Source organism: Enterobacter sp. HK169 (assembly GCF_001719105.1).
Lineage (GTDB): Bacteria > Pseudomonadota > Gammaproteobacteria > Enterobacterales > Enterobacteriaceae > Enterobacter > Enterobacter asburiae_B.
The window spans coordinates 1532503-1556569 of record NZ_CP017087.1; the positions used below are offsets into that span (position 1 = coordinate 1532503).

Genomic DNA, 24067 nt, shown 5'->3' on the forward strand with positions numbered 1-24067 from the left:
GGGCGAAACGCCCCGTCCATGGTTTTACTCCACGAACAGCGACTCGACAACGTTGATCCAGCCGTGCTCGCTGGCAACCTCTTTGCCATTCAGCCAGCGGCGCAGCATGTTCAGCGCCATCATGGCGCAAACCTCCTGACGCACCGCCAGGCTGTGGCGGGTGATGTTCATTTTTACCCGCAGGGCCAAGGTCCCTTCCGGCGTCGCCAGCGCGAAGTTAAGGTGTTCCTCGTCCAGCCCCCCGACAAACAGCGCCAGACCGGCAAAATGCTTCACCCTTCTCTCGGAAGCCCAGCGGGCGGTTTGCGCCAGGGTCTCCTGCTGGAACGGCACCACTTCGCTGGCCAGCAGCGGCGCGTTGACGCGCGACAGCTGCAGCGCCAGCAGGCCACCGGTGAACTGCTCGCTTAAGGTCACACTCAGCTGACGCGACTGCAGATGCGTCGCAATCTGCGCGGGTAGCCCTTCCGTCCCTTCAAAGATCAGGCTTTCGCCCGCCACGCGCTGCACCTCGGGCCACAGGGCCAGCATCGCCTCTTTCTGTTCGGCCGGACCTGTCAGCTTAAGCTCAATGATCGGCATGGAGGAGCGGTAGCCCATGGAGACGCCCGGCGGCAGCGGGAGAGGGTCAAGGCTCTGGGCCAGATCGCTTTCCGAGCGGCCAAAGGTGGTCAGACGCAGGCACAGCGGCGGTTCAGGCAGGGTAAAACGATCGCGAAGGCGCGGCAGGATCTGCTGCTCGACCATCACTTTAAATTCTGAGGGCACGCCCGGCGTGAAGAACATCAGGCAGCTGTTCAGCTGCATGGCAAACCCGCACGCGGTACCCACCGGGTTATCGACCAGCTCGGCGCTGGCGGGAATTTCAGCCTGTTTGCGGTTGCTGGGGGCCATGACGCGACCACGTTCGGAGAAAAAGCGCTCCATCTGCGAAAGCCACGCCTCGTGCAGCACCAGCCCTTCGCCTTTTGCAGTCGCGGCGGCCAGCGCGCTGAGATCGTCACCGGTGGGGCCGAGTCCGCCATTCACAATCAGCACGTCGCAGTGTTTGCTGCGCTCGCGCAGAATAGCGACCAGCGACTCAAGATTGTCGCCCACCGTATTGCGGCGCGTTAACGGTAATCCTTGCTCAAAGAAAAGATCGGCAAGCCAGGCAGCATTGGTATCAATAATTTGTCCATGCAGCACTTCGTCGCCGGTGGATAACATCTCCACGTTAATCATTATGTTCTCCCGCTTATTTGGTCAAAACACTATAGCGCAAACGCGGGGTGGAGAAGAGAGAAACTGGCGCGACAGAACGCCGCGCCGGAGTGATTAGAAGCCTGCGCTGACGCCCACGTACGGGCCGTCGGCCAGCGCGTTGTCGCGGTTGCCGTCTTTGCCGGCCAGGTTCAGATAGCGATAGCCCGCTTCGATGGTAATCGGACGCATGATGGTCCAGCGCGCGCCGGCGTTGGCCTCTTCATAGCTTTCGATACCGCTTGAGAGGGAGTCCGGCGAATAGTAGTACTCACCAAACAGGCCGAAGCTGTCGCCAATTTTCCACTGCAGGCCACCGCCCACTGCCGCCGCGTACCCTTCGTCACCGTCATTTGGGTTGGTGTAGATACCTTTACCGCCGACGGTGGCCAGGAACGGGCCAAGAGGAACGTTCAGACCCAGGCCGAGGCTCGCCGCGTCGCCGTCGTCATCGTTATGCGTCCAGCCGCCGGTCATCGCCAGACCGGAAGTCTCGGTACCCATGCCAAAGCCCAGGTGGGTATAATCCTGACCCGCCGAGCCGTTAATGCTGATGGCGTTAGCCGCCGCAGATACAACCATCAGGCCGAAGCCCACGAATGCCACTTTTTTCATTGTCGTGATCCCACACAATTATTATAAAGAAGTCCCAAAACCGCGAGATTTTAACCGGAGTCTCCCGGGGATCAAGCACTCTGCGTGCGGCAGGTCAGTAGATTGTAATTATTTGAAACGGCTATTATCCCTTCAGCGAAGCGTTCACCCACTGCTGCAACGCGCGGCGCGAGACTTTAATGCCGCCATTTTTGAGTTCGGTCGGCAACAGCAGCCAGCGGACGGGTTGTTCAAAACGCGCTACCTTATCCCTGACCCAGTCAGGTAAACAGGTGATATCCGTTCCCGGCTCGCACTCCACCACCGCCACCGGACGCTGTCCAAACTCGGCGTCGTCCAGCGGGACGATAAATACCTGGTTAATCTGCGGATGGCGGGCAATAACGCGCTCAAGGCTCTCCGGCTGGATCCCTTCTCCGCCGCTAAAAAAGAGGTTGTCCATGCGGCCCAGGATCGTCAGGCGGCCGTCATGCCATTCCCCGCGATCGCGGGTAGCGAACCATCCCTGCGCGTTGGTCAGCGGAACCAATTCGCCGTCCCGCCAGTAGCCTGAGGCCATACTCTCTGCCCGGATCCAGACTTCACCGTTAACCACCTGCACCTCTCTGCCCGGCAGCGCATAGCCTACGTCCGGCTCGCCGTCCGCCGCTTTCGCGCAGACGGTAGAAGCAAACTCGGTCAGGCCGTAGCCGCAAAAGGTGCGAATCCCCTGCTCGCGCGCCTGCTGCGTCAATTCCACAGGGATGGCGGCACCGCCCAGCAGCACCGCTTTCAGTGCGACAGGCTGACGGGTATTAAGCAGGCGCCAGAGCTGGGTCGGTACCAGCGAAGCGTGCGTACAGCCGCGCAAAGCCTGCGTCAGCGGCTGTTTCTCTCGCACGGTTAACCGCGCGCCGGCCTGCAGCCAGCGCCATAAAATCCCCTGGCCGGAAACGTGAAACAGCGGCAGCGAAAGCAGCCAGTCGTCGTCTTCGCCGTAGGGCATCAGCGCCAGCACGCCGCGCGCGCTGGCGAGATGGGCGTCGCAGGTATGCACCGCTGCTTTCGGCAGCCCGGTAGAGCCGGAGGTCAGCGTCATGGACGCCAGCCGCGCCGGCTGCCACGCAACGCGATATTCCCCGGCGCGCTCGCGCATGCTCAGGGCAGGAAGACCGTCACAGGTACCGTCCAGCGACAGCGCAAAGCGCAGCGTCATCTGCGGGAGCAACACGTCCAGCAGCGGGCGAGGCAGCTGCGGATTGACGGGAAGAATGCGCGCCCCGCACTGGAGCAGCGCCAGCCACGCCAGCAGGGTTTGCGGATGATTATGGGCCAGCAGCAGCACGCCGTTGCCCTCCTCCACACCCTGCAGGTGAAACTCTGCCGCAAGGCGGTCGACGCGGGCGCACAGCTGCTGCCAGCTGAGCACCTCGTCGTTCAGCCTGAGGGCCGGTTTATCAGCAAACTGCGCGCGCCAGTGCCGCCACGGCCAGTCGTTAAAACTCATAACAACGGCTCCAGCGCCGCGACGTTGAGGCACGGCAGCGCGCTGTCCGGCCACCTGCGGATAAGCTGAGCCTGCATCAGGTTCAGCGTGTCGAGGCCAGGGATCGTATCCGGCGTTAGCCAGGCGGCAATGCGCGCCAGCTGGGTCAGCCCAAGGCTGGACTCAATCGACGAGCTGATGACCGCCGTCAGCCCCAGCGCGTGCGCCGCCGCGACCTGCTCGCGCACCTTCGCCAGGCTGCCGGTCAGCGTTGGTTTAATCACCACCGCGCTGACGCCGGGCTCGGCGACAAATTCAAAATCGTCCTCGCGCAGGCTTTCATCCCAGGCGATGGCAATCCCCGTTTCGCGGGCGAACGCGCGCGAATCGTCGCGGGTTTTGCACGGTTCTTCGAGGAAGGCAATGCGGCTGCGGTACGCCGGGTTGACGTACTTTGCAAACTGCTGCGCCTTGAGCGGCGTCCAGGCGCGGTTAGCGTCAAGACGCAGATGAAGGTCGGGGATCGCCTCCAGCAGCAGGTTGGCGACCATGCCGTCGCGCACCGCTTCGTAAAGACCGACTTTAATTTTCGCCACTTTCTCGCCCGGCATGGCGGAGAGCAGCGCGAACAGCTCGTCAGGGTCGCCCGTACAGAGCGGTGCCGCGCGGTAGTTAGCCTCTTCAGGCAGGCTGCCGTCCAGCTCCGCCAGCGCGCAGCTGATGCCAAAAGCCGCGGAAGGCACCTCCGGCAACGCCGGATCCGCGCCCTCACGCCACGCGTCCACCCACGCCAGCAATGCTGACTGCGCGTCATCCAGCGACTCCAGGCTAAAGCCCGGCAGAGGTGAAATTTCGCCCCAGCCTTCCCGCTCGTCCTGCTGCAGATGCACGAAGAAACCGTCACGGGTTTTTAACCGCCGTTCACGCAGCACCACGCCCGCGTCCATCGGTATCTGCCAGCGGTAAACCTGCGCGCGACGCATTACGGGTTCCGTTTGTATTTGCTGAAGTCCGGCTGGCGTTTTTCGTTAAACGCGTTGCGCCCTTCCTGACCCTCTTCGGTCATGTAGAACAGCATAGTGGCGTTGCCAGCCAGCTCCTGCAGACCCGCCTGACCGTCACAGTCGGCGTTGAGAGCGGCTTTGAGGCAGCGCAGCGCCATCGGGCTGTTTTGCAGCATTTCGCGGCACCAGCGAACGGTCTCTTTTTCGAGATCGGCAATCGGAACCACGGTATTCACCAGGCCCATATCCAGCGCTTCCTGAGCGTTGTACTGACGGCACAGGAACCAGATTTCACGGGCTTTTTTCTGCCCGACGATGCGCGCCATGTACGAGGCGCCCCAGCCGCCGTCGAAGGATCCCACTTTCGGACCGGTCTGGCCGAAGATGGCGTTCTCAGCGGCAATGGTCAGATCGCACATCATGTGCAGCACGTGACCGCCACCGATGGAGTAGCCCGCTACCATCGCCACTACCGGTTTCGGACAGGTGCGGATCTGACGCTGGAAATCGAGGACGTTCAGGTGGTGGGTACCCGCATCGTCCTGGTATCCGCCGTAGTCGCCGCGCACTTTCTGATCGCCGCCGGAGCAGAACGCTTTATCGCCTTCGCCGGTCAGGACAATCACGCCGATGTTATCGTCGTAGCGCGCATCCGCCAGGGCCTGAATCATCTCTTTCACGGTCAGCGGACGGAAGGCGTTACGCACCTGCGGGCGGTTGATGGTGATTTTGGCAATGCCGTCGGTAGATTTGTGGTAGCGAATGTCGGTGTAGCCTTCGGAGCAGTCCTGCCATTCAACCGGGGCGTAAAGCATGTTTTCATCAGGGTAGATCATAGAGTGTCCTTTATTCGATAACGCAGTATCTGAGCCAGACTCGCGATAACCGCATCGGGGTTTTCCCGGTGGGCGTTGTGTCCGGCGTCTGGAATGGCATGGCGAACGGCGTTCACTTCCGCGGCAAGGGCCGCGAATTTCTCATCCCGTTCGCCATAGAGATAGTCAAAAGAGAAATCGCGTGCGCTAAGCGCGGCACGCAAATCCGGCTGCACGGCCAGCGAGGTCGTCTCAAGCATCATCGCCAGCGTCGCGCCGTTGTTCTGGCTGCGCAGTGTAATCAGCGCCTCGCGCTGGGCGTCCGTGAGGGAGGCGAACACGGGCTGTTGGTACCAGTCAGCGAACACCTTATCCAGCGGTTCGGTGCGAAAACGCGATGCCCAGCGGCGGTCGGACGCCAGCCGCGCATTTCGCGCATCGGCATCCTGCAGGCCCGGATGTCCACCTTCAACAATCACCCCGAGCAGCCCCTTCGGCTGCTGGCAGGCATGGAACATCGCAATGCGGCCGCCGAGGGAGTACCCGACGAGCCAGAATTTAAGTATGTTGTAACTAAGAAGAGTTCGGATGAGTAACGTGCTTATATCTTCAAACCCCGCCACGCCCAGATTCCGGGATCCGCCGTGCCCCGGCAGATCCAGATACAGCCGGGGATAATCGCTGAGCCCTGTACCGACCCTCTGCCACTCGCGGCAGTCGCCGGAAAAACCGTGCAAAAAGACCAGCCAGGGATAGTCCGGTTTGCCATCCTGCTGCATGCCAGAGAGGATCACAGCTGGCTCACCTGCGCCAGCAGGCTTTGCAGGGCCTGCGCACCGTCAGCCTCGTTCACCACCAGCTCAATCAGCGTCGCGCCCGGCTGTTTCCAGGCGCTGCTTAACGCCGCGTCCAGCTGTTCCCAGCTTTCCGGGCGATGGTATTTCAGGCTAAACATCGCCGCGGCGTGTTCGAACTGCACGTTCTGCGGCATCAGATAGAAGCGCTCGCGCTCGCTCTGAGGCGTTGGCAAGAGGGAGAAAATCTGCCCGCCGTTGTTGTTGACCACAATCAGCACAAACGGGGCAGACGCCTGACGCAGCAGCGCCAGCGCGTTAAGATCGTAGAGCGCGGAGAGATCGCCCACGATCGCCAGCGTCGATTTCGCGCTGGCGCGCTGCACGCCCGCCGCCGTGGAGATCAGCCCGTCGATGCCGCTGGCACCGCGGTTGCTGTACACCGGGTAGCCCGCGGGCAGCTTCGAGAAAGCGTCAATCAGCCGCACGACGAGGCTGTTGCCGACAAACAGCTGCCCCTGTTCAGGCAGGTACTGGCGAATGCGGTGCGCCAGCCCGGCTTCGCTAAACGCTTCGCAGTGCGCTTTGGTCAGTTCCCACGCCTGGTGCGAAAGGTCCGGTATAGCCACCGCCCAGGGCTTGCGTTTCTCAGCCGGATGAAGCGTCAGCCAGGCGTCGATACTGCTGACCAGACGACGACCGCGGTGGTGCGCCGGGTCCAGCCGCCCTTCCAGCGAATCCACCAGCCAGTACTCTTCCGGCGTGCAGGTGGCCTGCCACTGCAGTAACCGTTTGCCGGTCAAACTCGATCCAAGCTGGACCACAATCTGCGCCTGCGCCAGTTCGGTGACCGCTTTCGCATTACCCAGCCAGAGGTCGGCGCACGGCAGCGGCTGACCGGTCTGGGAAAGCACGTCGCCAATCAGCGGCCAGCCGAGGGTTTGCGCCCATTCGGCGACCAGCTTGCCTTCGGCGGCGCTCATGCGCCCGGCAATCACCACGCCGCGCTTCTGCCGCCAGAAGAACCAGTCGCGCTGTTTCGCGCTCTCAAGATGCGTCTGCTCGCGCAGCCACGGTTTTTCACTCTGCCACCAGTCGCCGAGGGACTGCTGCCAGTCAAGACCGGTGTCGTCCAGCTCGCCGTAGAGCGGCTCGGCAAACGGGCAGTTGATATGCAGCGCCCCGCTGCGCAACGTCTCCATGGCGTGATCGACAGTGGAGACCAGCCAGCTTGCCGGAATATCCTGGGTGGGACGCGGTAACGAAATCGTCTGCGAAGGATGCGAAGAAAAGAGCCCCGGCTGGCGAATGGCCTGATTGGCGCCGCAGTCGATAAGCTCAGGGGGACGATCGGCCGTCAGTAAGATCAGTCTTTCACCCGTTAACCCGGCTTCAATCAGGGCCGGATAGAGGTTCGCCACGGCGGTACCGGAGGTGACGATCACCGCCACAGGTTCTTTGCTGACTTTCGCCAGACCCAGCGCCAGATGGCCGAGGCCGCGTTCATCAAAGTGGGTGTGGTGAATCAACGCCCGGTTTTCTGCGCCCGCCAGCGTCAGCGGCGTTGAGCGAGAACCCGGTGCAATACACACGTGCCTGACGCCATGGCGCGTCAGGGCTTCAAGGATCACCGCCGCCCAGCGTCGGTTAAAAGAACTTACTGACATGAGATTGTCCGGTATCAAGAATGCGACACAGTATAAATAATAGAAAAAATTGGAATTTTGATATGAATCGGGATTGCGCGAATCTGTATTAATCCCTTAGGAGCAGAGAGCGCAATCCGGCGGCTTTATTTTCAATCTCCTGCCACTCCTGCTCCGGGTCAGACCCGCTGACAATACCGGCACCGGCGTAGAGCCGCAGGGAGTCCTCCTGAACGCGCGCGGAGCGCAGCGCCACGCAGAACTCACTCTGTTCGGGGGATAAGTACCCGGCCGAACCGGCATACCACTCGCGGTTAAAGGGTTCAACCTTCTGGATGAACTCGCGCGCGGGCTGTCGGGGTAATCCGGCAACGGCCGCGGTCGGCTGTAACATGAGCAGACACTGCTCGTCGTCGGCCTGTTTCAGCTCGGTCCAGATACAGCGGCGCAAATGCTGCACCTTACGCAGGCGTACCACCTGGGGCGGCAGTACCTCAAGCGTCTGCGTAGAGTGCTGAAGACGCTGGCAGATATCTTCCACCACCAGCATATTTTCGCGCTGGTTTTTATCATCGTTCAGTAGCCACTCGCCGAGACGCTGCGCCTGGCTATCATCGGTATGGCTGGCGACGGTTCCCGCGAGCGCTTCCGTGCGCAGCAGCTTGCCGCGCCGCCGCCAGAGACGCTCGGGCGTAGAGCCGAGAAACGCGTTGCGGGCGTCGAATACCATGCAGAAATGATAGCAATGTAAATTGAGGGCGCGGCTGGCGGCCATCAGCGCGACAGGGTTAACGCGCTGTGTGAACTGCAGATCGGTTGCCCGGGCGAGCACAACCTTTTCAAAATCACCGCGCGCGATGGTCTCCGTCGCCCTGCGGATAAGCTTCAGCCATTCGGCCTGCTGCGGCTGATGGGTTTCGTGCTCAACATGCACGGAGAGCGGACGGATAGATCTCGCAGGACGGAGCCGCTGTAAAAAATCCTGCGCGACGCGGGCATCCTCCACAAGCGAGCGGTCGCTCCAGAGCTGCAGGCGCAGCGTGGCGTTGCCGGCGGTACGTCGCCAGAGCAGTCGCGGTAAAAAGAGGCTCCCCTGTTCGGGATTAAAGGCGTTCAGGCCGCAGACGCGAGTATCTTGCGCCGCATTTTGCTCGCGCAAAAACTGCGAGGCTAATGCCAGAGAGGAAAATTGGTTGACCGCCCCCAGCGCGGCCAGCTCTTCATCGCCGTTACGCTGCTGCCAGTAAAACTGCGGATAACACTGCTGCTCGCCCAGCCAGGCGAGGGGATCGAAGGCGTCGTTTAACGGGAAAGAGACGTCGAAATGACGTATGCCGGGTGCTGCGGGTAACGCTTGCGATAGCTGGGTACGCAGTTGCTCCAGCGCGAGGAAAATCGAATTCACGCGAACCTCTCCCTGTTAAAACCTCGTATTATACGGGGTACTGACCATAAATAGCAGTACCCACGTATAGGGAGTGGTTAAGCGGCTTAACGACGGGCTAACAGCAGCCCCAGTACCAGCCCCACGGCAGCACCCACCCCAATACCCTGCCACGGTTTTTCATGCACGTAATCATCGGCACGATACACCGCTTTTTTGGCACGGTAGTAGTAAGTATCTGACGCATGGCTGACGCGGTTTTTCACTTCATGCAGCGCCTGCTCGGCACGGGCTTTTAGCTCAATATATTTCTGATCGGCAGGGTCGCCCGAGGAACGTAACACCTCTTCCAGCGTTTCGCTCAGCAAGGCCAGGTCGTCGTCGATACGGGTATCCCAGGATTGAAATGACATATTTTTCTCCATGTTAGTACACCAGTCCGCTAACTATAGCCAACGAGATGCCATTACGCCTGTTTCACTTCTCGCGCCATGCCGACGTGCGGAATGCCATCTTCATCGTATACCTCCGTCACTGGCGCAAAGCCAAAGTGCCCGTAAAAGGACTGAAGGTGCGCCTGCGCGCCGAGGTATAACGCCTTGTCCGGCCACTGTTTCCGGCACGCCTCCAGCGTTTTTTCCATCAGCTGATAGCCCAGTTTTTCACCGCGCGCCTTGCCGCTGATGATGACGCGGCCAATGACGACAGGCTCAAAAACGTCTTCGCTTTTCAGAATCCTCGCATACGCCACCAGCTCGTTATCCCGCCAGCCGAGGATATGGCGGTTCTCACCGACAAGGTCATCACCATCGATGTCCTGATACGGGCAGGTCTGTTCCACAACAAACACTTCACAGCGCAGCTTCAGCAGGGCGTAAAGTGAATGAACGGTGAGGTCGCTATGATGTAAATCTTGCCACTGGATCATGTCAGTCTCCTTCCTGGGGTTCATCACGTTATACTAAACCCCTCCCCGTTCGGCAAAGGGCTGATTGCGTTATGGAACTGATTTTTCTGGGTACGTCCGCTGGCGTGCCAACCCGCTCACGAAACGTGACGGCGATCCTGCTGGATCTTAAGCATCCCACCCGCGGCGGGCTGTGGCTGTTTGACTGCGGTGAAGGGACGCAGCATCAGCTGTTACACACCGCTTACCACCCCGGCAAGCTGGATAAAATTTTTATCACCCATCTGCATGGCGACCACCTGTTTGGCCTTCCCGGCCTGCTGTGCAGCCGCTCGATGGCCGGTAACGCCAACCCGCTGACGATTTACGGGCCAGCGGGTATTCGTGAATTTGTCGAAACTACGCTGCGCCTGAGCGGGTCATGGACAGATTATCCGCTGGAGGTCGTTGAGATTACCGAAGGCCTGGTTTTTGATGACGGGGATTATCGGGTTACCGCTCAACCGCTCAATCATCCTGTGGAGTGCTATGGCTACCGCATTGAGGCGCATGACAAACCCGGCGCGCTGGATGCCGCCGCGCTGATGGCCGACGGCGTAAAACCCGGGCCGCTGTTCCAGCGTCTGAAGCACGGAGAGACCGTCACGCTGGAGGACGGACGCGTCATTAACGGCCAGGATTATCTCGCCGCACCGCAGCCCGGCAAAAAACTGGCGATTTTTGGCGATACGGCCCCGTGCCCGGCGGCGCTCACGCTGGCCCAGGGCGTGGACGTCATGGTGCATGAAGCGACGCTTGAAACGGCGATGGAAGAGAAAGCCAACAGCCGGGGCCATAGCTCCACGCGTCAGGCGGCACAGCTTGCCCGCGACGCGGGCGTCGGGCGGCTCATCGTCACCCACGTCAGCTCGCGCTACGACGCGCGGGGCTGCGAAAAGCTGCTGGCAGAGTGTCACGCGCTGTTCCCGGAATGTGAGCTGGCCGAAGATTTCGCTCAGGTTAGCGTTTAGTCCTTCATTTTTCCCTCAGGATGCCGATAACGATTAAAAGGTCAGCATTTCTCTCGAGGGTAGAATGGATAATTTCCAGAAAGATATTGATGACAGGGCGAATCTGACCCTGTCGAACCGTTTTGAACTGTTGCTGTTCCGTCTTGGCACCTCTCTGAACGAAAATAAATCCGAGCTGTTTGGCATTAACGTCTTTAAGCTGCGTGAAATTGTGCCGATGCCGGAGTTCACAAAACCCGCCGGGATGAAGTCACCGCTGATGGGAATGGTGAATATTCGCGATCAGGTGATCCCGGTGATTGACCTGGCCGCCGTGGCGGGCTGTAAGCCCACCACCGGGCTGAACATCCTGCTGATCACAGAATATGCGCGCAGCGTGCAGGCGTTTGCCGTGGAATCGGTTGAGAACATCATGCGTCTGGACTGGAAGCAGGTGCATGCGGCGGAAACCGCCGTCAGCGGTCGCTACATCACCAGCATTGCGTGTCTTGACGAGAAGACCGATACCAACGATCTGGCGATGGTGCTGGACGTTGAGCAGATCCTGTATGACATCACCCCGGCCAATCACGATCTGCACGCCACGAACCTGAAGACCACCAAATTCCATATCAAACCGGGCGCTGTCGCCATCGTCGCGGAAGACTCCAAAGTGGCGCGCTCGATGCTGGAGAAAGGTCTGCAGGCAATGGAGATCCCGGCACAGCTGCATATCACCGGCAAAGACGCGTGGGAAAAAATCGGCGTGCTGGCGGCGCAGGCCCAGGCTGAAGGGGTTCCCATCACCGATAAGATCGCTCTGGTGCTGACCGACCTCGAAATGCCGGAGATGGACGGTTTTACGCTGACGCGCAAAATCAAAACCGACCCGATATTGAAGGACATTCCGGTCGTGATCCACTCTTCCCTGTCCGGCAACGCCAACGAAGACCATATTCGCAAGGTGAAGGCGGACGGGTATGTGGCGAAGTTTGAGCTGAACGAACTGTCGTCGGTGATTGAGGAAGTGCTGGACCGCTCGATGAAGAAGATTGACGGGCCGTTGATTAGCCGGAAGCAGCTGGCTTAGTCGGGTGGCGCTACGCTTACCCGACCTACAAAACCCGTAGGCCCTGCAAGCGTAGCGCCGCTGGGCAAACCATAAAAAAACCCGCCGAGGCGGGTTTTTTCGTTACGTGCGGGCTGGTGCCCTCACCCCGTCCCTCTCCCACCGGGAGAGGGCGCAAACATTAAAAAAGGCAACTTTCGTTGCCTTTTTGCTTTCACCTTACATCAGCGGCATCGCTCGCTGCACGATATCAATCAGCGGCTGCGGATAGATACCGAAGATCAGCACCAGCAGTGCGGAGATAAGCACTACGATACCACCGGCGCTGTACTGCCAGTTGGTTGGGGCATCACGGTTGAGCTGCTGAGGCGCGCTCAGGTACAGGCTCACGGCAACACGCAGGTAGTAGTAGAGGCCAATCGCGGAGCCGATAACCACGCCCGCGGTCAGCCACCACAGGTGCGCCTGCACACCGACGGCCAGCACGTAGAACTTACCGATAAAGCCGAGCGTCATCGGGATACCTGCCAGAGAGAGCATCATCACGGTCATTACCGCGGACAGGATCGGACGGTGCCAGAACAGACCACGGTAGGAGAACAGTGAATCGGCATCCGGGCCACGGTACGGGCTGGACATCAGGCTCACCACGCCGAAGGCGCCGAGGCTGCTGAACAGGTAACCGGCCAGATACACGCCCACGGCTTCCATCGACATCTCACCGCTCTGCAGCGCAATCAGCGCCACCATCAGGTAGCCCAGATGAGAGATAGACGAGTAGCCCAGCAGACGCTTGATGTTGGTCTGGCTCAGCGCCATCAGGTTACCGAAGATGATGGAGACGAACGCGATAATGCCCAGCACCACGCGAACCGCTTCGCTGTCACCCACAGGCGCGTACAGGAACAGACGCATGACCACACCGAAGATAGCGATCTTGCTCGCCGTCGCCAGGAAGGTCGATACAGGAGCCGGGGCGCCCTGGTATACGTCTGGCGTCCACAGGTGGAACGGCACCAGAGAGAGTTTGAAGCCGAGGCCAACAATCATCATGCCCAGACCCGCCAGCAGCAGCGGCTCATGCAGCATGCCGTCACCGAGGCTCTTGCCGAGCGCCATGAAAGAGAGGTTACCGGACTGTGCGTACAGCAGCGCAATACCAAACAGCAGGAACGAGGATGCCGCAGCAGACAGAATGGTGTACTTGATGCTTGCTTCCAGGGAGCGCTTCTGACGGAAGGCGTAACCAATCAGGCCGAACAGCGGCAGAGAGATCAGCTCAATACCGAGGAACAGCGCGGCCAGGTGGTTCGCATTCGCCAGCAGAATGCCGCCCAGCGCGGCAATCAGAACCAGCAGGTAAAACTCTTCTTTGTTGTCGTTGTAGCCTTCGAGCCACGGGTACGCAAAGGTACAGGTTGCCAGGCTCGCCAGCAGCACCAGACCGGTATACAGCATGGCGTAACCATCAACGCGCATCAGCGGGGTGACGTCCATCGCCCCACCCTGGCCAACAAACCAGAGAGAGACTAACGCGGCGTTCAGGCCGATGACCGACAGCGTGGCATTCAGGAAGTGATTGCGTCGCCACGCAATGGAGAGCATCACAACCACCACCGTCAATCCGACGATCAGCAGCGGTAGCAGCGCGATCAGTTGTTGTGGAGTTATTGTCATGGCGAATTACGGCCTTGTAGTAGAAGCAGAATTAACAAACCACTGCTGGATGTTACCCATCGCGCTATGCGAGGTATCCAGAATCGGCTGCGGGAAGAAGCCCAGCAGCACCAGCAGTACGACCAGCAGCAGGATGATGAACAGCTCACGCAGCGACATCCCCGGCAGTTCTTGTGCAGCAATTTCGCTCTTCGCTTTACCGAAGTAGGCGCGATGCAGCATCGCCAGCGAGTACACGGAAGCGAACACCAGACCAAAGGTGGAGATCACGGTAATCACCGGAACCACTTTGAAGCTGCCGAACAGAATCATAAATTCGCCGACGAAGTTACCGGTACCCGGCATCCCCAGGGTAGCCACCGCGAAGAACATGGACAGCGCTGGCAGCCATTTAATTTTGCTCCACAGGCCCCCCATCATACGCATGTCGCGGGTATGCAGACGTTCGTACAGCTGACCGCACAGGATGAAGAGGCCGGCTGCGGACAGACCGTGCGCAATCATCTGGATCACCGCGCCCTGGTACGCCAGCTGGCTGCCGGTGTAGATAGCAATCAGCACGAAGCCCATGTGGGAAACGGATGTGTAGGCAATCAGACGCTTGATGTCGTACTGCGTGAAGGCCATCCAGGCACCGTAGAAGATACCGATCACACCCAGCCACATGGCAATCGGTGCGAACTCTGCGGAGGCATTCGGGAACAGCGGCAGTGCGAAACGCAGCAGACCGTAGGCCGCCGTTTTCAGCAAGATACCCGCCAGGTCAACGGAACCCGCCGTTGGTGCCTGAGAGTGCGCGTCTGGCAGCCAGCCGTGCAGCGGAACGACCGGCATTTTCACCGCGAACGCGATGAAGAAGCCCAGCATCAGCAGGTATTCAACGCCGTGGGACATTGGCGTTTTCAGCAGATCTTCGTAGTTGAAGGTCCAGGTTCCGGTCGCGTTGTGGTGAACAAACACCAGCGCCAGAATAGCAATCAACATCACCAGGCCACTCGCCTGGGTATAGATGAAGAACTTGGTTGCCGCCGTGATACGCGTTTTACCGTCGGACGCCTTGTGGCCCCACAGCGCGATCAGGAAGTACATCGGCACCAGCATCATCTCCCAGAAGAAGAAGAACAGGAACATGTCGATGGCAAGGAACACGCCGATCACGCCGCCCAGGATCCACATCAGGTTCAGGTGGAAGAAGCCCTGGTATTTTTCGATTTCTCGCCAGGAGCAAAGTACCGCCAGAACGCCGAGCAGACCGGTCAGCACCACCATCAGCAGCGACAGACCGTCAATCGCCAGGTGGATCGTAATGCCGAAACGCGGGATCCACGGCAGGATGAACTCAGACTGCCACTGCGGAATGCCCGCAGACTGGGTCAGTGAGTAACCGCCCTGCAACCACAGTTGCAGGCCAAGCGCGAGCGTCAATCCCATGGTGATCAGCGCGATCCAGCGCGGCATCTTCACGCCAAAGCGTTCAGTCTGCCAGCACAGGAAGCCGCCGATGAAGGGAATTAATATTAGCCAGGGTAGTAACATGGCGATTTACATTCCTTTTTAAGGCCCCCAGCAGGGGCCTGATTTTCAACGAATTCGAATAAAATTCACTTAACGATCAACGCAACACCATCAGCAGCGCCAGCACGACAACCGCACCGATGCTCATGGACGCCACATACCAGCGCAGGTAACCGTTCTCGCTGTACAGCAGGCCTTTACCTGCAAAGCGGGAAAGGATCGCCGGGATATTCATCAGGCTGTTCAGTGGGTCGCGCTTCAGCAGCCACGCAATGCCCAGGAACGGCTTAACGAAGATCATGTCGTACAGCCAGTCGAAGCCCCACGCGTTGTACCACCAGGTGCCCAGCAGACGGCCCGGCGCACTGTTGGCAACGGCAGTCACCAGCGTACGTTTGCCCAGCCACAGCCATGCAGCGATCAGGATGCCCGCGATAGCGACCACACCGGAGGTGATTTCAAGCGTCAGAACGCGACCGTGCTCAAGCTCGGTGGTGTCTGGCAGTACGCCCTGCAGCGGTGGCACAATCATCGCGCCAACGAAGGTGGACAGTACCAGCAGCACAATCAGCGGCAGGTGGTGGGTGATCCCCTTCCCTGCGTGAGCGTGAATTTGTTCTTTACCGTGGAATACGATGAAAATCATACGGAAGGTATACAGGGAGGTCATGAACGCACCGACCAGACCCGCAACCATCAGATTGATATGACCATTCGCCATGGCACCCGCAAGGATTTCGTCCTTACTGAAGAAGCCCGCGGTGATCAGCGGCAGTGCCGCCAGCGCCGCGCCGCCCACCAGGAAGCAGACATACACCAGCGGAATGGACTTACGCAGTCCGCCCATCTTGAAGATATTCTGCTCGTGATGGCAGGCCAGGATCACGGAACCGGATGAGAGGAACAGCAGCGCTTTAAAGAACGCGTGCGTCATCAGGTGGAAAATGGCTGCGTCCCACGCCTGAACGCCCAGCGCCAGGAACATGTAACCAATCTGGCTCATGGTGGAATACGCGAGAACACGTTTGATGTCGGTCTGCACCAGCGCGGCAAAGCCTGCCAGCACCAGCGTGACCGCACCGACGATACCCACCAGATGCAGAATTTCCGGGGTCATCAGGAACAGGCCATGGGTACGCGCAATCAGGTAGACACCGGCGGTTACCATGGTCGCGGCGTGGATCAGCGCGGAGACAGGGGTTGGACCCGCCATCGCGTCGGCCAGCCAGGTCTGCAACGGCAGCTGCGCGGATTTACCCACGGCGCCACCCAGCAGCATCAGCGTTGCCCACCACAGCATGTTGTTGCCAGCAGCGAAGTGCGCCGGTGCCAGTTCCACCATTTCGCGGAAGTTCAGCGTGCCCAGTTCGTTGTAAAGAATGAACAGAGCGAAAGCGAGGAAGACGTCACCCACGCGGGTCACGACGAACGCTTTCATGGCCGCTGCGCCATTCTTCGGATCGGTGTAGTAGAAACCGATCAGCAGGTAAGAACACAGACCTACGCCTTCCCAGCCCAGATACATCAGCAGCAGGTTATCGGCCAGCACCAGAACAACCATGCTGGCGATAAACAGGTTGGTGTAGGCGAAGAAGCGGGAGTAACCCTCTTCACCGCGCATATACCAGGAGGCGAACATGTGGATCAGGAAGCCCACGCCGGTGACCACGGAGAGCATGGTCAGCGAGAGGCCGTCCAGCACCAGGTTGAAGCCGATATTGAAATCACCGACCGACATCCAGGTCCACAGCGGCACGCTGAAAGGCTGACGCCCGTTGTTAAAGAAGTCGATACCCGCATACGCCGTCACCAGCGCAGCCAGACCGATGGAGCCAATGCCCACGGTCGCAGACAGATTCTCAGACCAGCGGCCGCGAGAAAACGCCAGCAGCACGAAGCCAATCAGCGGAAAAATAATGGTTAAGGCAAGCATGTTCATCCACGCAACTCACTTACTGAATCGATGTTCAGGTTCTGGCGGCGACGATGGAGCTGCAGCAACAGCGCCAGGCCAATACTCGCTTCGGCAGCCGCGAGGCTGATGGCGAGAATGTACATCACCTGACCATCGGTCTGGCCCCAGTAGCTTCCGGCGACCACGAAGGCCAGCGCGGAGGCGTTAATCATGATTTCCAGACCGATCAGCATAAACAGCAGATTGCGGCGGATAACCAGACCGGTCAGACCCAGAACGAATAAAATCGCAGCGAGGATCAGTCCATGTGTTAAGGGGATCATGCGCGCTCCTCCGTTTTTCTTTTCGCGCGGTCGTCAGTGCGGTTGCTCAGCACCTCGCCAGCACGCTCTTCGCGGCCAACGTGGAAAGCAACAACCAGACCTGCCAGCAGCAGCATTGAGGCCAGTTCAACCGCCAGAACGTATGGGCCAAAGAGGGTAATACCGACCTCTTTAGCGCCAATCGGCGTGCCGTCGATGCCCTGATCGTTGACGCCCAGAATGGCGTAAACAATCACCGCCAGCATGATGGCCGACAAAATTGCCGGGCCAATCCACACCTGCGGTTTTAACCACTGACGTTCCTGCTCAATTTCAGAGCCGCCCAGGTTCAGCATCATCACCACGAACACGAACAGCACCATGATGGCCCCGGCGTAGACGATGATTTCCAGCGCACCGGCGAAGTGCGCGCCCAGTGCGAAGAACACCCCGGAAATGGCCAGCAGCGAGATGATTAAGTACAGCAGCGCATGCACCGGATTGGTGTGCGTAATCACTCGCAGCGTAGCCAGGATGGCGATAAGGCCACAGATATAAAAAGCGAATTCCATTGCCCTCTCCTTACGGTAACAGGCTCTTGACGTCGATAGGCTTAGCTTCGTTCTCTGCTTCGCCCTTATCTTTGCCGTCGATTGCCATACCCGCCATCCGGTAGAAGTTATATTCCGGGTATTTGCCCGGACCGGAAATCAGCAGATCCTCTTTCTCGTACACCAGGTCCTGACGCTTGTACTCACCCAGCTCGAAGTCTGGAGTCAGCTGAATCGCCGTGGTTGGGCACGCTTCTTCACACAGACCGCAGAAAATGCAGCGTGAGAAGTTGATGCGGAAGAACTCAGGGTACCAGCGGCCGTCTACCGTCTCTGCTTTCTGCAGAGAGATACAGCCGACCGGACACGCTACCGCACACAGGTTACAGGCAACGCAGCGCTCGGAACCGTCCGGGTCGCGCGTCAGCACGATACGGCCACGGTAGCGCGGCGGCAGATATACCGGCTCTTCCGGGTACATCCGGGTTTCGCGTTTGGCAAACGCGTGCAGGCCGATCATCCAGATACTGCGTACCTGGGTACCAAAGCCTACCAGTAATTCTTTTAAGGTCATGGTCTATAGCCCCTTATGGCTGCTGCCAGAGAATGACAGCCGCCGTTACCAACAAGTTGACGAGCGTCAGCGGCAGGCACACTTTCCAGCCGAAGGACATTACCTGGTCATAACGCGGACGCGGTAACGCTGCGCGAATCAAAATGAACATCATCATGAAGAACGCGGTTTTCAGCGCGAACCAGATGAACGGCGGTAAGAACGGGCCATGCCAGCCACCGAAGAACAGCGTTACCATCAACGCGGAAATGGTGACGATACCGATGTACTCGCCCACGAAGAACAGACCGAATTTCATACCGGAATATTCGATGTGGTAACCGTCGGCCAGTTCCTGTTCGGCTTCTGGCTGGTCAAACGGGTGACGGTGACACACCGCCACGCCCGCGATAGCAAAGGTAATAAACCCAAAGAACTGCGGGATAACGTTCCAGATGTCGGCCTGGTTGTTGACGATGTCGGTCATGTTAAATGAACCGGCCTGCGCCACCACGCCCATCAGGGAGAGCCCCAGGAATACTTCGTAGCTCAGCGTCTGCGCGGAAGCACGCATTGCACCCAGCAGCGAATATTTGTTGTTACTGGACCAGCCTGCGAACAGCACCGCGTAAACCGCGAGGCCTGCCATCATCAGGAAGAACAGAATGCCGATGTTCAGGTCAGCGACTACCCAGGTCGGGCTGACCGGAACGATAGCAAACGCCAGCAGCAGCGAGGTGAAGGCGATCATCGGTGCCAGAGTAAAGATCACGCGGTCCGAGAAGCGCGGGATCCAGTCCTCTTTAAAGAACATCTTGATCATGTCCGCGACCAGCTGGAGTGAACCACCCCAACCCACGCGGTTCGGTCCGTAACGGTTCTGGAACAGACCGAGCAGACGACGTTCACCAAAGCTCATGAACGCGCCGCAGGTGACCACCACCAGCAGGATAACGATCGCTTTCAGAATGCTCAGCAGGATGTCGATAAGATCCGGCGTTAACCAACTCATGCTTTTGCCTCCTGCAGATTATCAAGACGCGCACCCGCCAGAACCGGTGCGATGCCAGGCATACCCATCGGCAGACCCACCTGCCCTGCTGTCAGACCTTCGGAGATAATCAGCGGCAGGCTGATTGTCTGGCCGTCATAGCTAAAGGCAATGTTTGCGCCCGCGTTTACGCCAAGCTTCGCGGCATCCGCCGGGTTAAGCTTGATGTAAGGCTGCGGCATGCGGGTCTGGAAGACAGGTGAACGCTGAGACAGCTCGTCGCTACCGAACAGATGGTAGTACGGCGCGATACGCCAGTTACCTTCCTGCGCCTGGAAGCTCGCCGGTACGGCGGTGAAGAAGTCCAGACCGGTTTCGGAGGCTTCAATCAGACGCACGCCCGGATCGCCGTGACGCAGGGAGCCACCCACTTCAGCCTGGAACTTGTTCCATGCCTGCGGGGAGTTCCAGCCTGGCGCCCATGCGAATGGGATTTGCGAACGCGGCGCAGACGGCTGGTTGTTCCCTTCCATAGAGAAGGCGAACATGGTGTCTTTATCCTGCGGCTGGCGCGGTTCGTGCACGCTGATATTGGCGCGCATCGCGGTACGGCCGCTGTAACGGTGCGGTTCACGCGCCAGTTTCTGGCCGCGAATGCGGAAGCTTGCTTCAGGCGCGGCATCTTTAATGCCTGCCAGCTGAGGCAGTTTTTCCACTACCGCGTCGATAACGTGGTCGAGCTGCGTCCAGTCCACTTCACGGCTCTGCACGGTGCTGTGCAGGGAGTGCAGCCAGCGCCAGCTTTCCAGCATCACGGTGTTGCTGTCGTAGTACGCCGGGTCGTAAACCTGGAAGAAGCGCTGTGCGCGGCCTTCGTTGTTAATAACCGTACCGTCGCTTTCTGCGAAGCTTGCCGCAGAGAGCACCAGGTGCGCTTTGTCCATGATCGCGGTGCGCTGATGGTCAATGACCATCACCAGCGGCGCTTTGGAGAGCGCGGCGTCAACGCGAGCGGCAGAGGCGTGGCGATGCAGGTCGTTTTCCAGCACCACAACGGCGTCAGCGGCACCGGACTCCAGTTCGCTTAACGCTTCTTCCAGCGAGCCGCCACCGATCATGCCCAGACCGATGCTGTTTACCGCACGGGCAATCATGGTCACACCGACGTCAGCACCGCGGCCTTTCAGGGCTTTGGCAACGTTGGCTGCCGCCTGAATGATCTCCGCGCTACCGGCGTTGGTACCGGAAATAATCAGCGGTTTTTTCGCACCCGCCAGGGCCTGAACAATCACGTCAACCTTGTTTTGCAGGTCGCGATCCAGTTCAACGGCCGGCGAGCTGCTGTCCAGCGCGTGGGCAATGGCAAAGCCGAGGCGCGCCTGATCTTCAACCGGCGCGCAGTAAGTCCACGCGGCGATATCGTCCAGACGGGTGTTGTCGACGTTCGTCACAAACAGAGGATGCTTCGCGCGCTGGCCAATGTTGAGGATCGCCGCAATCTGCCAGTCAGCCACTTTCTGCGCGGCCGCCATTTCACGTGCTTTACCCTTCACCGCCTGACGAACCGCCAGAGCCGCGCGTGCGCCGGTCTGCGTCAGGTCTTCACCCAGCACCAGGACCGCATCATAAGATTCGATTTCGCGCAGCGCAGGGGTATGAATACCGCCTTCACGCAGCACTTTCAGTACCAGCTGCAGACGTTCCTGCTCGCCCTGGGCGATACCGGTATAGAAGTTTTCCGCGCCAACCAGCTCGCGCAGCGCGAAGTTGCTTTCGATGCTGGCGCGCGGGGAGCCGATACCGATCACTTTCTTCGACTGGCGCAGAATATCTGCCGCGCCCTGCATCGCCTGTTCAGCGTTCAGGGTAATGAAGTCGTCGCCACGGCGCTGAACCGGCTGACGCGGACGGTCTTTCAGGTTCACATAGCCATAGCCGAAACGACCGCGGTCGCAGAGGAAGTAGTGGTTAACGGTGCCGTTGTAACGGTTTTCGATACGACGCAGCTCGCCGTAACGCTCACCCGGGCTGGTGTTACAGCCGAGGGAACACTGCTGGCAGATGCTTGGCGCAAACTGCATGTCCCATTTACGGTTGTAACGCTCGGAGTGGGTTTTATCGGTGAATACGCCTGTCGGGCAGATTTCTACCAGGTTACCGGAGAATTCGCTTTCCAGCACGCCGTCTTCCGGACGACCGAAGTAGACGTTATCGTGCGCGCCATACACGCCCAGATCCTGACCGTCTGCGTAATCTTTGTAGTAACGCACGCAGCGGTAGCAGGCGATGCAGCGGTTCATTTCGTGAGAGATGAACGGCCCCAGGTCCTGGTTACGGTGGGTACGCTTGGTAAAGCGATAGCGACGGAAGCTGTGGCCGGTCATCACGGTCATATCCTGAAGGTGGCAGTTACCGCCCTCTTCACAGACCGGACAGTCGTGCGGGTGGTTGGTCATCAACCATTCCACAACGCTTTCGCGGAACTGTTTCGCTTCTTCGTCATCAATCGAAATAAAAGTGCCTTCGGTGGCTGGCGTCATACAGGACATCACCAGGCGACCACGCGTGTCTTCCGCGTTTTGATATTGCTTCACCGCACACTGGCGGCAAGCACCGACGCTGCCCAGCGCCGGATGCCAGCAAAAGTACGGAATATCGAGGCCAAGAGACAGACAAGCTTCCAGCAGGTTGTCCGCCCCGTTGACTTCGTATTCTTTGCCGTCTACATGAATCGTAGCCATTAGCATGCTTCCAGTTGGCTCGGTCGAAACCGAGCGTTAATCAAAATTCTTGTCGTTACCAGCGCGCTTTAAGCAGGTTCGGCTGAATCCCATTAATCGCATGGGTATTGCTGAACGGCTGCTTGATGCCTGCTTCGAACTCGTCGCGGAAATATTTGATCGCGCTCTGCAGAGGTTCGACGGCACCCGGTGCGTGGGCACAGAAGGTTTTACCCGGGCCTAAGAATCGACACAGTTGCTCAAGCGTCTCGATATCCCCAGGCTGGCCTTCACCATGTTCGATTGCACGCAGGATCTTCACGCTCCACGGCAGGCCATCACGGCACGGTGTGCACCAGCCGCAGGACTCGCGGGCGAAGAACTCTTCCAGGTTACGCACCAGCGAGACCATGCCGATCTCGTGGTCGACGGCCATCGCCAGCGCCGTACCCAGACGGCTGCCTGCTTTACCAATGCTTTCGAATTCCATTGGCAGGTCAAGATGGGCTTCGGTCAGGAAGTCGGTCCCTGCCCCACCCGGCTGCCAGGCTTTGAATTTCAGGCCATCGCGCATGCCGCCAGCGTAGTCCTCAAGAATTTCACGTGCGGTGGTACCGAACGGCAGTTCCCAGACGCCAGGATTTTTAACGCGACCAGAGAAGCCCATCAGCTTGGTACCGGCATCTTTGCTTGAGGAGATGCCCTGATACCACTCCACGCCGTTGGCGAGGATAGCCGGAACGTTACACAGGGTTTCAACGTTGTTTACGCAGGTCGGTTTACCCCATACGCCGGAACTTGCCGGGAACGGTGGCTTGGAACGCGGGTTCGCGCGGCGGCCTTCCAGGGAGTTAATCAGCGCGGTTTCTTCACCGCAGATATAACGCCCTGCGCCGGTGTGCACGAACAGTTCAAAGTCAAAGCCGGTACCCAGGATGTTTTTACCCAGCAGGCCCGCTTCGGTGGCTTCGGCAATCGCGCGACGCAGGTTTTCCGCCGCTTCAATGTACTCACCGCGCAGGAAGATGTAGCCACGGTACGCTTTCAGCGCAAACGCGGAGATCAGCATGCCTTCCACCAGCAGGTGCGGCAGCTGTTCCATCAGCAGGCGGTCTTTATAGGTGCCCGGCTCCATTTCATCGGCGTTACACAGCAGGTAACGGATGTTCATGGATTCGTCTTTCGGCATCAGGCTCCACTTCAGACCGGTGGAGAAGCCCGCACCGCCGCGCCCTTTCAGGCCGGAGTCTTTCACCGCATTAACGATGTCGTCCGGCGCCATGCCGCCAAGGGCTTTACGCGCGCCGGCATAGCCGTTTTTGCTCTGGTATTCGTCGAGCCATACCGGCTGTTTGTCATCGCGCAGACGCCAGGTCAGCGGATGCGTCTCAGCAGTACGAATTACAGTTTTCATTTGTACTGCTCCAGCAGGTCAGGAATCGCTTCCGGCGTCAGATGGCTGTGAGTGTCCTCATCAATCATCATGGTCGGCCCCTTGTCGCAGTTACCCAGGCAGCAGGTTGGCAGCAGAGTAAAGCGTCCATCGAACGTGGTCTGGCCCGGCTTGATATTGAGTTTTTTCTCAATCGCAGCCTGAATACCCTGATAACCGGTGATGTGGCAGACAACGCTGTCACAGTAGCGGATCACATGGCGGCCGACCGGCTGACGGAAGATCTGGCTGTAGAACGTGGCTACGCCTTCTACGTCGCTTGCCGGAATACCCAGCACTTTCGCGATCTCATAGATCGCCCCATCCGGCACCCAACCACGCTGTTTCTGTACGATTTTCAGCGCTTCAATGGACGCCGCACGCGGGTCTTCGTAGTGGTGCATCTCGTGCTCAATCGCGGCACGTTCTGCTTCACTCAGCTCAAAAGCCTCGGTTTGTGGTTGTTGATTCTCGTGCATAA

General features: G+C 59.1%; 22 protein-coding genes. 2 read left to right on the forward strand and 20 right to left on the reverse strand.

Annotation, left to right across the window (positions count from 1 at the left end; all coding sequences use genetic code 11):
* Window positions 1-24: 24 nt before the first annotated feature.
* The 10 genes from EnteroDNA1_RS07260 to EnteroDNA1_RS07305 form a co-directional block, all read right to left on the reverse strand.
* Window positions 25-1224, reverse strand: coding sequence for a nicotinamide mononucleotide deamidase-related protein YfaY (locus EnteroDNA1_RS07260; protein WP_069303108.1), 1200 nt, complete (start codon window positions 1222-1224; stop codon window positions 25-27).
* Between the two features lie 93 nt (window positions 1225-1317).
* Window positions 1318-1857 carry a YfaZ family outer membrane protein gene (locus EnteroDNA1_RS07265; protein WP_045354282.1) on the reverse strand — a complete coding sequence of 180 codons (540 nt, stop codon included), beginning with the start codon at window positions 1855-1857 and terminating at the stop codon, window positions 1318-1320.
* A gap of 124 nt (window positions 1858-1981) precedes the next feature.
* A complete protein-coding gene (gene menE / locus EnteroDNA1_RS07270; RefSeq protein ID WP_069303109.1) occupies window positions 1982-3343 on the reverse strand; it encodes an o-succinylbenzoate--CoA ligase in 1362 nt (453 codons plus the stop codon).
* Window positions 3340-4305 (reverse strand): o-succinylbenzoate synthase, encoded by a 966-nt coding sequence (gene menC, locus EnteroDNA1_RS07275; protein WP_069303110.1) that lies wholly within the window; start codon window positions 4303-4305, stop codon window positions 3340-3342. Before menC ends, menE begins: the two co-directional genes overlap by 4 nt.
* Complete coding sequence (gene menB, locus EnteroDNA1_RS07280; protein ID WP_023312524.1) at window positions 4305-5162, reverse strand: 1,4-dihydroxy-2-naphthoyl-CoA synthase; 858 nt, start codon at window positions 5160-5162, stop codon at window positions 4305-4307. Before menB ends, menC begins: the two co-directional genes overlap by 1 nt.
* Complete coding sequence (menH, locus tag EnteroDNA1_RS07285; protein ID WP_069303111.1) at window positions 5159-5935, reverse strand: 2-succinyl-6-hydroxy-2,4-cyclohexadiene-1-carboxylate synthase; 777 nt, start codon at window positions 5933-5935, stop codon at window positions 5159-5161. Before menH ends, menB begins: the two co-directional genes overlap by 4 nt.
* A complete protein-coding gene (menD, locus tag EnteroDNA1_RS07290) occupies window positions 5932-7602 on the reverse strand; it encodes a 2-succinyl-5-enolpyruvyl-6-hydroxy-3-cyclohexene-1-carboxylic-acid synthase (RefSeq protein WP_069303112.1) in 1671 nt (556 codons plus the stop codon). Before menD ends, menH begins: the two co-directional genes overlap by 4 nt.
* Window positions 7603-7690: 88 nt before the next feature.
* Window positions 7691-8986 carry an isochorismate synthase MenF gene (gene menF / locus EnteroDNA1_RS07295; protein WP_069303113.1) on the reverse strand — a complete coding sequence of 432 codons (1296 nt, stop codon included), beginning with the start codon at window positions 8984-8986 and terminating at the stop codon, window positions 7691-7693.
* An 86-nt stretch (window positions 8987-9072) separates the two neighbouring features.
* Window positions 9073-9378 (reverse strand): stress response protein ElaB, encoded by a 306-nt coding sequence (elaB, locus tag EnteroDNA1_RS07300; protein WP_008500219.1) that lies wholly within the window; start codon window positions 9376-9378, stop codon window positions 9073-9075.
* 53 nt (window positions 9379-9431) lie between these two features.
* The gene (locus EnteroDNA1_RS07305; protein ID WP_069303114.1) at window positions 9432-9893 is read right to left on the reverse strand and encodes a GNAT family N-acetyltransferase; all 462 of its coding nucleotides are present in this window, start codon (window positions 9891-9893) and stop codon (window positions 9432-9434) included.
* A 71-nt stretch (window positions 9894-9964) separates the two neighbouring features.
* On the opposite strand from EnteroDNA1_RS07305, the gene rbn reads away from it, so the two are divergent.
* Window positions 9965-10882 (forward strand): ribonuclease BN, encoded by a 918-nt coding sequence (gene rbn / locus EnteroDNA1_RS07310; protein ID WP_069303115.1) that lies wholly within the window; start codon window positions 9965-9967, stop codon window positions 10880-10882.
* Window positions 10883-10946: 64 nt separating this feature from the next.
* Entirely contained in the window at window positions 10947-11951 is a 1005-nt protein-coding gene (locus EnteroDNA1_RS07315; RefSeq protein WP_033146077.1) for a chemotaxis protein, read from the forward strand.
* Window positions 11952-12149: 198 nt separating this feature from the next.
* On the opposite strand, the gene nuoN is transcribed toward EnteroDNA1_RS07315, so the two are convergent.
* The 10 genes from nuoN to nuoE form a co-directional block, all read right to left on the reverse strand.
* Window positions 12150-13607 carry an NADH-quinone oxidoreductase subunit NuoN gene (nuoN, locus tag EnteroDNA1_RS07320; RefSeq protein WP_029740937.1) on the reverse strand — a complete coding sequence of 486 codons (1458 nt, stop codon included), beginning with the start codon at window positions 13605-13607 and terminating at the stop codon, window positions 12150-12152.
* 6 nt (window positions 13608-13613) lie between these two features.
* Window positions 13614-15143: an NADH-quinone oxidoreductase subunit M gene (nuoM, locus tag EnteroDNA1_RS07325; protein WP_023312532.1), complete on the reverse strand. Its 1530-nt coding sequence runs from the start codon at window positions 15141-15143 to the stop codon at window positions 13614-13616.
* Between the two features lie 76 nt (window positions 15144-15219).
* On the reverse strand, window positions 15220-17061 hold the full coding sequence (gene nuoL / locus EnteroDNA1_RS07330; protein ID WP_014884634.1) for an NADH-quinone oxidoreductase subunit L: 1842 nt from the start codon (window positions 17059-17061) through the stop codon (window positions 15220-15222).
* Window positions 17058-17360 (reverse strand): NADH-quinone oxidoreductase subunit NuoK, encoded by a 303-nt coding sequence (nuoK, locus tag EnteroDNA1_RS07335; RefSeq protein WP_003861496.1) that lies wholly within the window; start codon window positions 17358-17360, stop codon window positions 17058-17060. The genes nuoL and nuoK overlap by 4 nt, the downstream gene beginning before the upstream one ends.
* Window positions 17357-17911: an NADH-quinone oxidoreductase subunit J gene (gene nuoJ / locus EnteroDNA1_RS07340; RefSeq protein ID WP_023312534.1), complete on the reverse strand. Its 555-nt coding sequence runs from the start codon at window positions 17909-17911 to the stop codon at window positions 17357-17359. Before nuoJ ends, nuoK begins: the two co-directional genes overlap by 4 nt.
* A 10-nt stretch (window positions 17912-17921) precedes the next feature.
* Window positions 17922-18464 carry an NADH-quinone oxidoreductase subunit NuoI gene (nuoI, locus tag EnteroDNA1_RS07345; protein ID WP_003861491.1) on the reverse strand — a complete coding sequence of 181 codons (543 nt, stop codon included), beginning with the start codon at window positions 18462-18464 and terminating at the stop codon, window positions 17922-17924.
* A 13-nt stretch (window positions 18465-18477) separates the two neighbouring features.
* Window positions 18478-19455: an NADH-quinone oxidoreductase subunit NuoH gene (nuoH, locus tag EnteroDNA1_RS07350; RefSeq protein ID WP_008500211.1), complete on the reverse strand. Its 978-nt coding sequence runs from the start codon at window positions 19453-19455 to the stop codon at window positions 18478-18480.
* Window positions 19452-22175 carry an NADH-quinone oxidoreductase subunit NuoG gene (gene nuoG, locus EnteroDNA1_RS07355; protein ID WP_069303116.1) on the reverse strand — a complete coding sequence of 908 codons (2724 nt, stop codon included), beginning with the start codon at window positions 22173-22175 and terminating at the stop codon, window positions 19452-19454. The genes nuoH and nuoG overlap by 4 nt, the downstream gene beginning before the upstream one ends.
* A 55-nt stretch (window positions 22176-22230) precedes the next feature.
* Window positions 22231-23568 carry an NADH-quinone oxidoreductase subunit NuoF gene (nuoF, locus tag EnteroDNA1_RS07360; RefSeq protein ID WP_069303117.1) on the reverse strand — a complete coding sequence of 446 codons (1338 nt, stop codon included), beginning with the start codon at window positions 23566-23568 and terminating at the stop codon, window positions 22231-22233.
* Window positions 23565-24065, reverse strand: coding sequence for an NADH-quinone oxidoreductase subunit NuoE (gene nuoE, locus EnteroDNA1_RS07365; protein WP_006176513.1), 501 nt, complete (start codon window positions 24063-24065; stop codon window positions 23565-23567). Before nuoE ends, nuoF begins: the two co-directional genes overlap by 4 nt.
* Window positions 24066-24067 lie beyond the last annotated feature (2 nt).

Bases quoted from the DNA above. Each gene is read 5' to 3' on its own strand.
- nuoM (WP_023312532.1), bottom strand. From the start codon at position 15,143: ATGTTACTACCCTGGCTAATATTAATTCCCTTCATCGGCGGCTTCCTG.
- EnteroDNA1_RS07265 (WP_045354282.1), bottom strand. From the start codon at position 1,857: ATGAAAAAAGTGGCATTCGTGGGCTTCGGCCTGATGGTTGTATCTGCG.
- menC (WP_069303110.1), bottom strand. From the start codon at position 4,305: ATGCGTCGCGCGCAGGTTTACCGCTGGCAGATACCGATGGACGCGGGC.
- nuoJ (WP_023312534.1), bottom strand. From the start codon at position 17,911: ATGGAATTCGCTTTTTATATCTGTGGCCTTATCGCCATCCTGGCTACG.
- EnteroDNA1_RS07315 (WP_033146077.1), top strand. From the start codon at position 10,947: ATGGATAATTTCCAGAAAGATATTGATGACAGGGCGAATCTGACCCTG.
- rbn (WP_069303115.1), top strand. From the start codon at position 9,965: ATGGAACTGATTTTTCTGGGTACGTCCGCTGGCGTGCCAACCCGCTCA.
- menD (WP_069303112.1), bottom strand. From the start codon at position 7,602: ATGTCAGTAAGTTCTTTTAACCGACGCTGGGCGGCGGTGATCCTTGAA.
- menE (WP_069303109.1), bottom strand. From the start codon at position 3,343: ATGAGTTTTAACGACTGGCCGTGGCGGCACTGGCGCGCGCAGTTTGCT.
- nuoN (WP_029740937.1), bottom strand. From the start codon at position 13,607: ATGACAATAACTCCACAACAACTGATCGCGCTGCTACCGCTGCTGATC.
- EnteroDNA1_RS07305 (WP_069303114.1), bottom strand. From the start codon at position 9,893: ATGATCCAGTGGCAAGATTTACATCATAGCGACCTCACCGTTCATTCA.
- nuoF (WP_069303117.1), bottom strand. From the start codon at position 23,568: ATGAAAACTGTAATTCGTACTGCTGAGACGCATCCGCTGACCTGGCGT.
- nuoK (WP_003861496.1), bottom strand. From the start codon at position 17,360: ATGATCCCCTTAACACATGGACTGATCCTCGCTGCGATTTTATTCGTT.
- menB (WP_023312524.1), bottom strand. From the start codon at position 5,162: ATGATCTACCCTGATGAAAACATGCTTTACGCCCCGGTTGAATGGCAG.
- nuoL (WP_014884634.1), bottom strand. From the start codon at position 17,061: ATGAACATGCTTGCCTTAACCATTATTTTTCCGCTGATTGGCTTCGTG.
- nuoE (WP_006176513.1), bottom strand. From the start codon at position 24,065: ATGCACGAGAATCAACAACCACAAACCGAGGCTTTTGAGCTGAGTGAA.
- nuoI (WP_003861491.1), bottom strand. From the start codon at position 18,464: ATGACCTTAAAAGAATTACTGGTAGGCTTTGGTACCCAGGTACGCAGT.
- nuoG (WP_069303116.1), bottom strand. From the start codon at position 22,175: ATGGCTACGATTCATGTAGACGGCAAAGAATACGAAGTCAACGGGGCG.
- elaB (WP_008500219.1), bottom strand. From the start codon at position 9,378: ATGTCATTTCAATCCTGGGATACCCGTATCGACGACGACCTGGCCTTG.
- EnteroDNA1_RS07260 (WP_069303108.1), bottom strand. From the start codon at position 1,224: ATGATTAACGTGGAGATGTTATCCACCGGCGACGAAGTGCTGCATGGA.
- nuoH (WP_008500211.1), bottom strand. From the start codon at position 19,455: ATGAGTTGGTTAACGCCGGATCTTATCGACATCCTGCTGAGCATTCTG.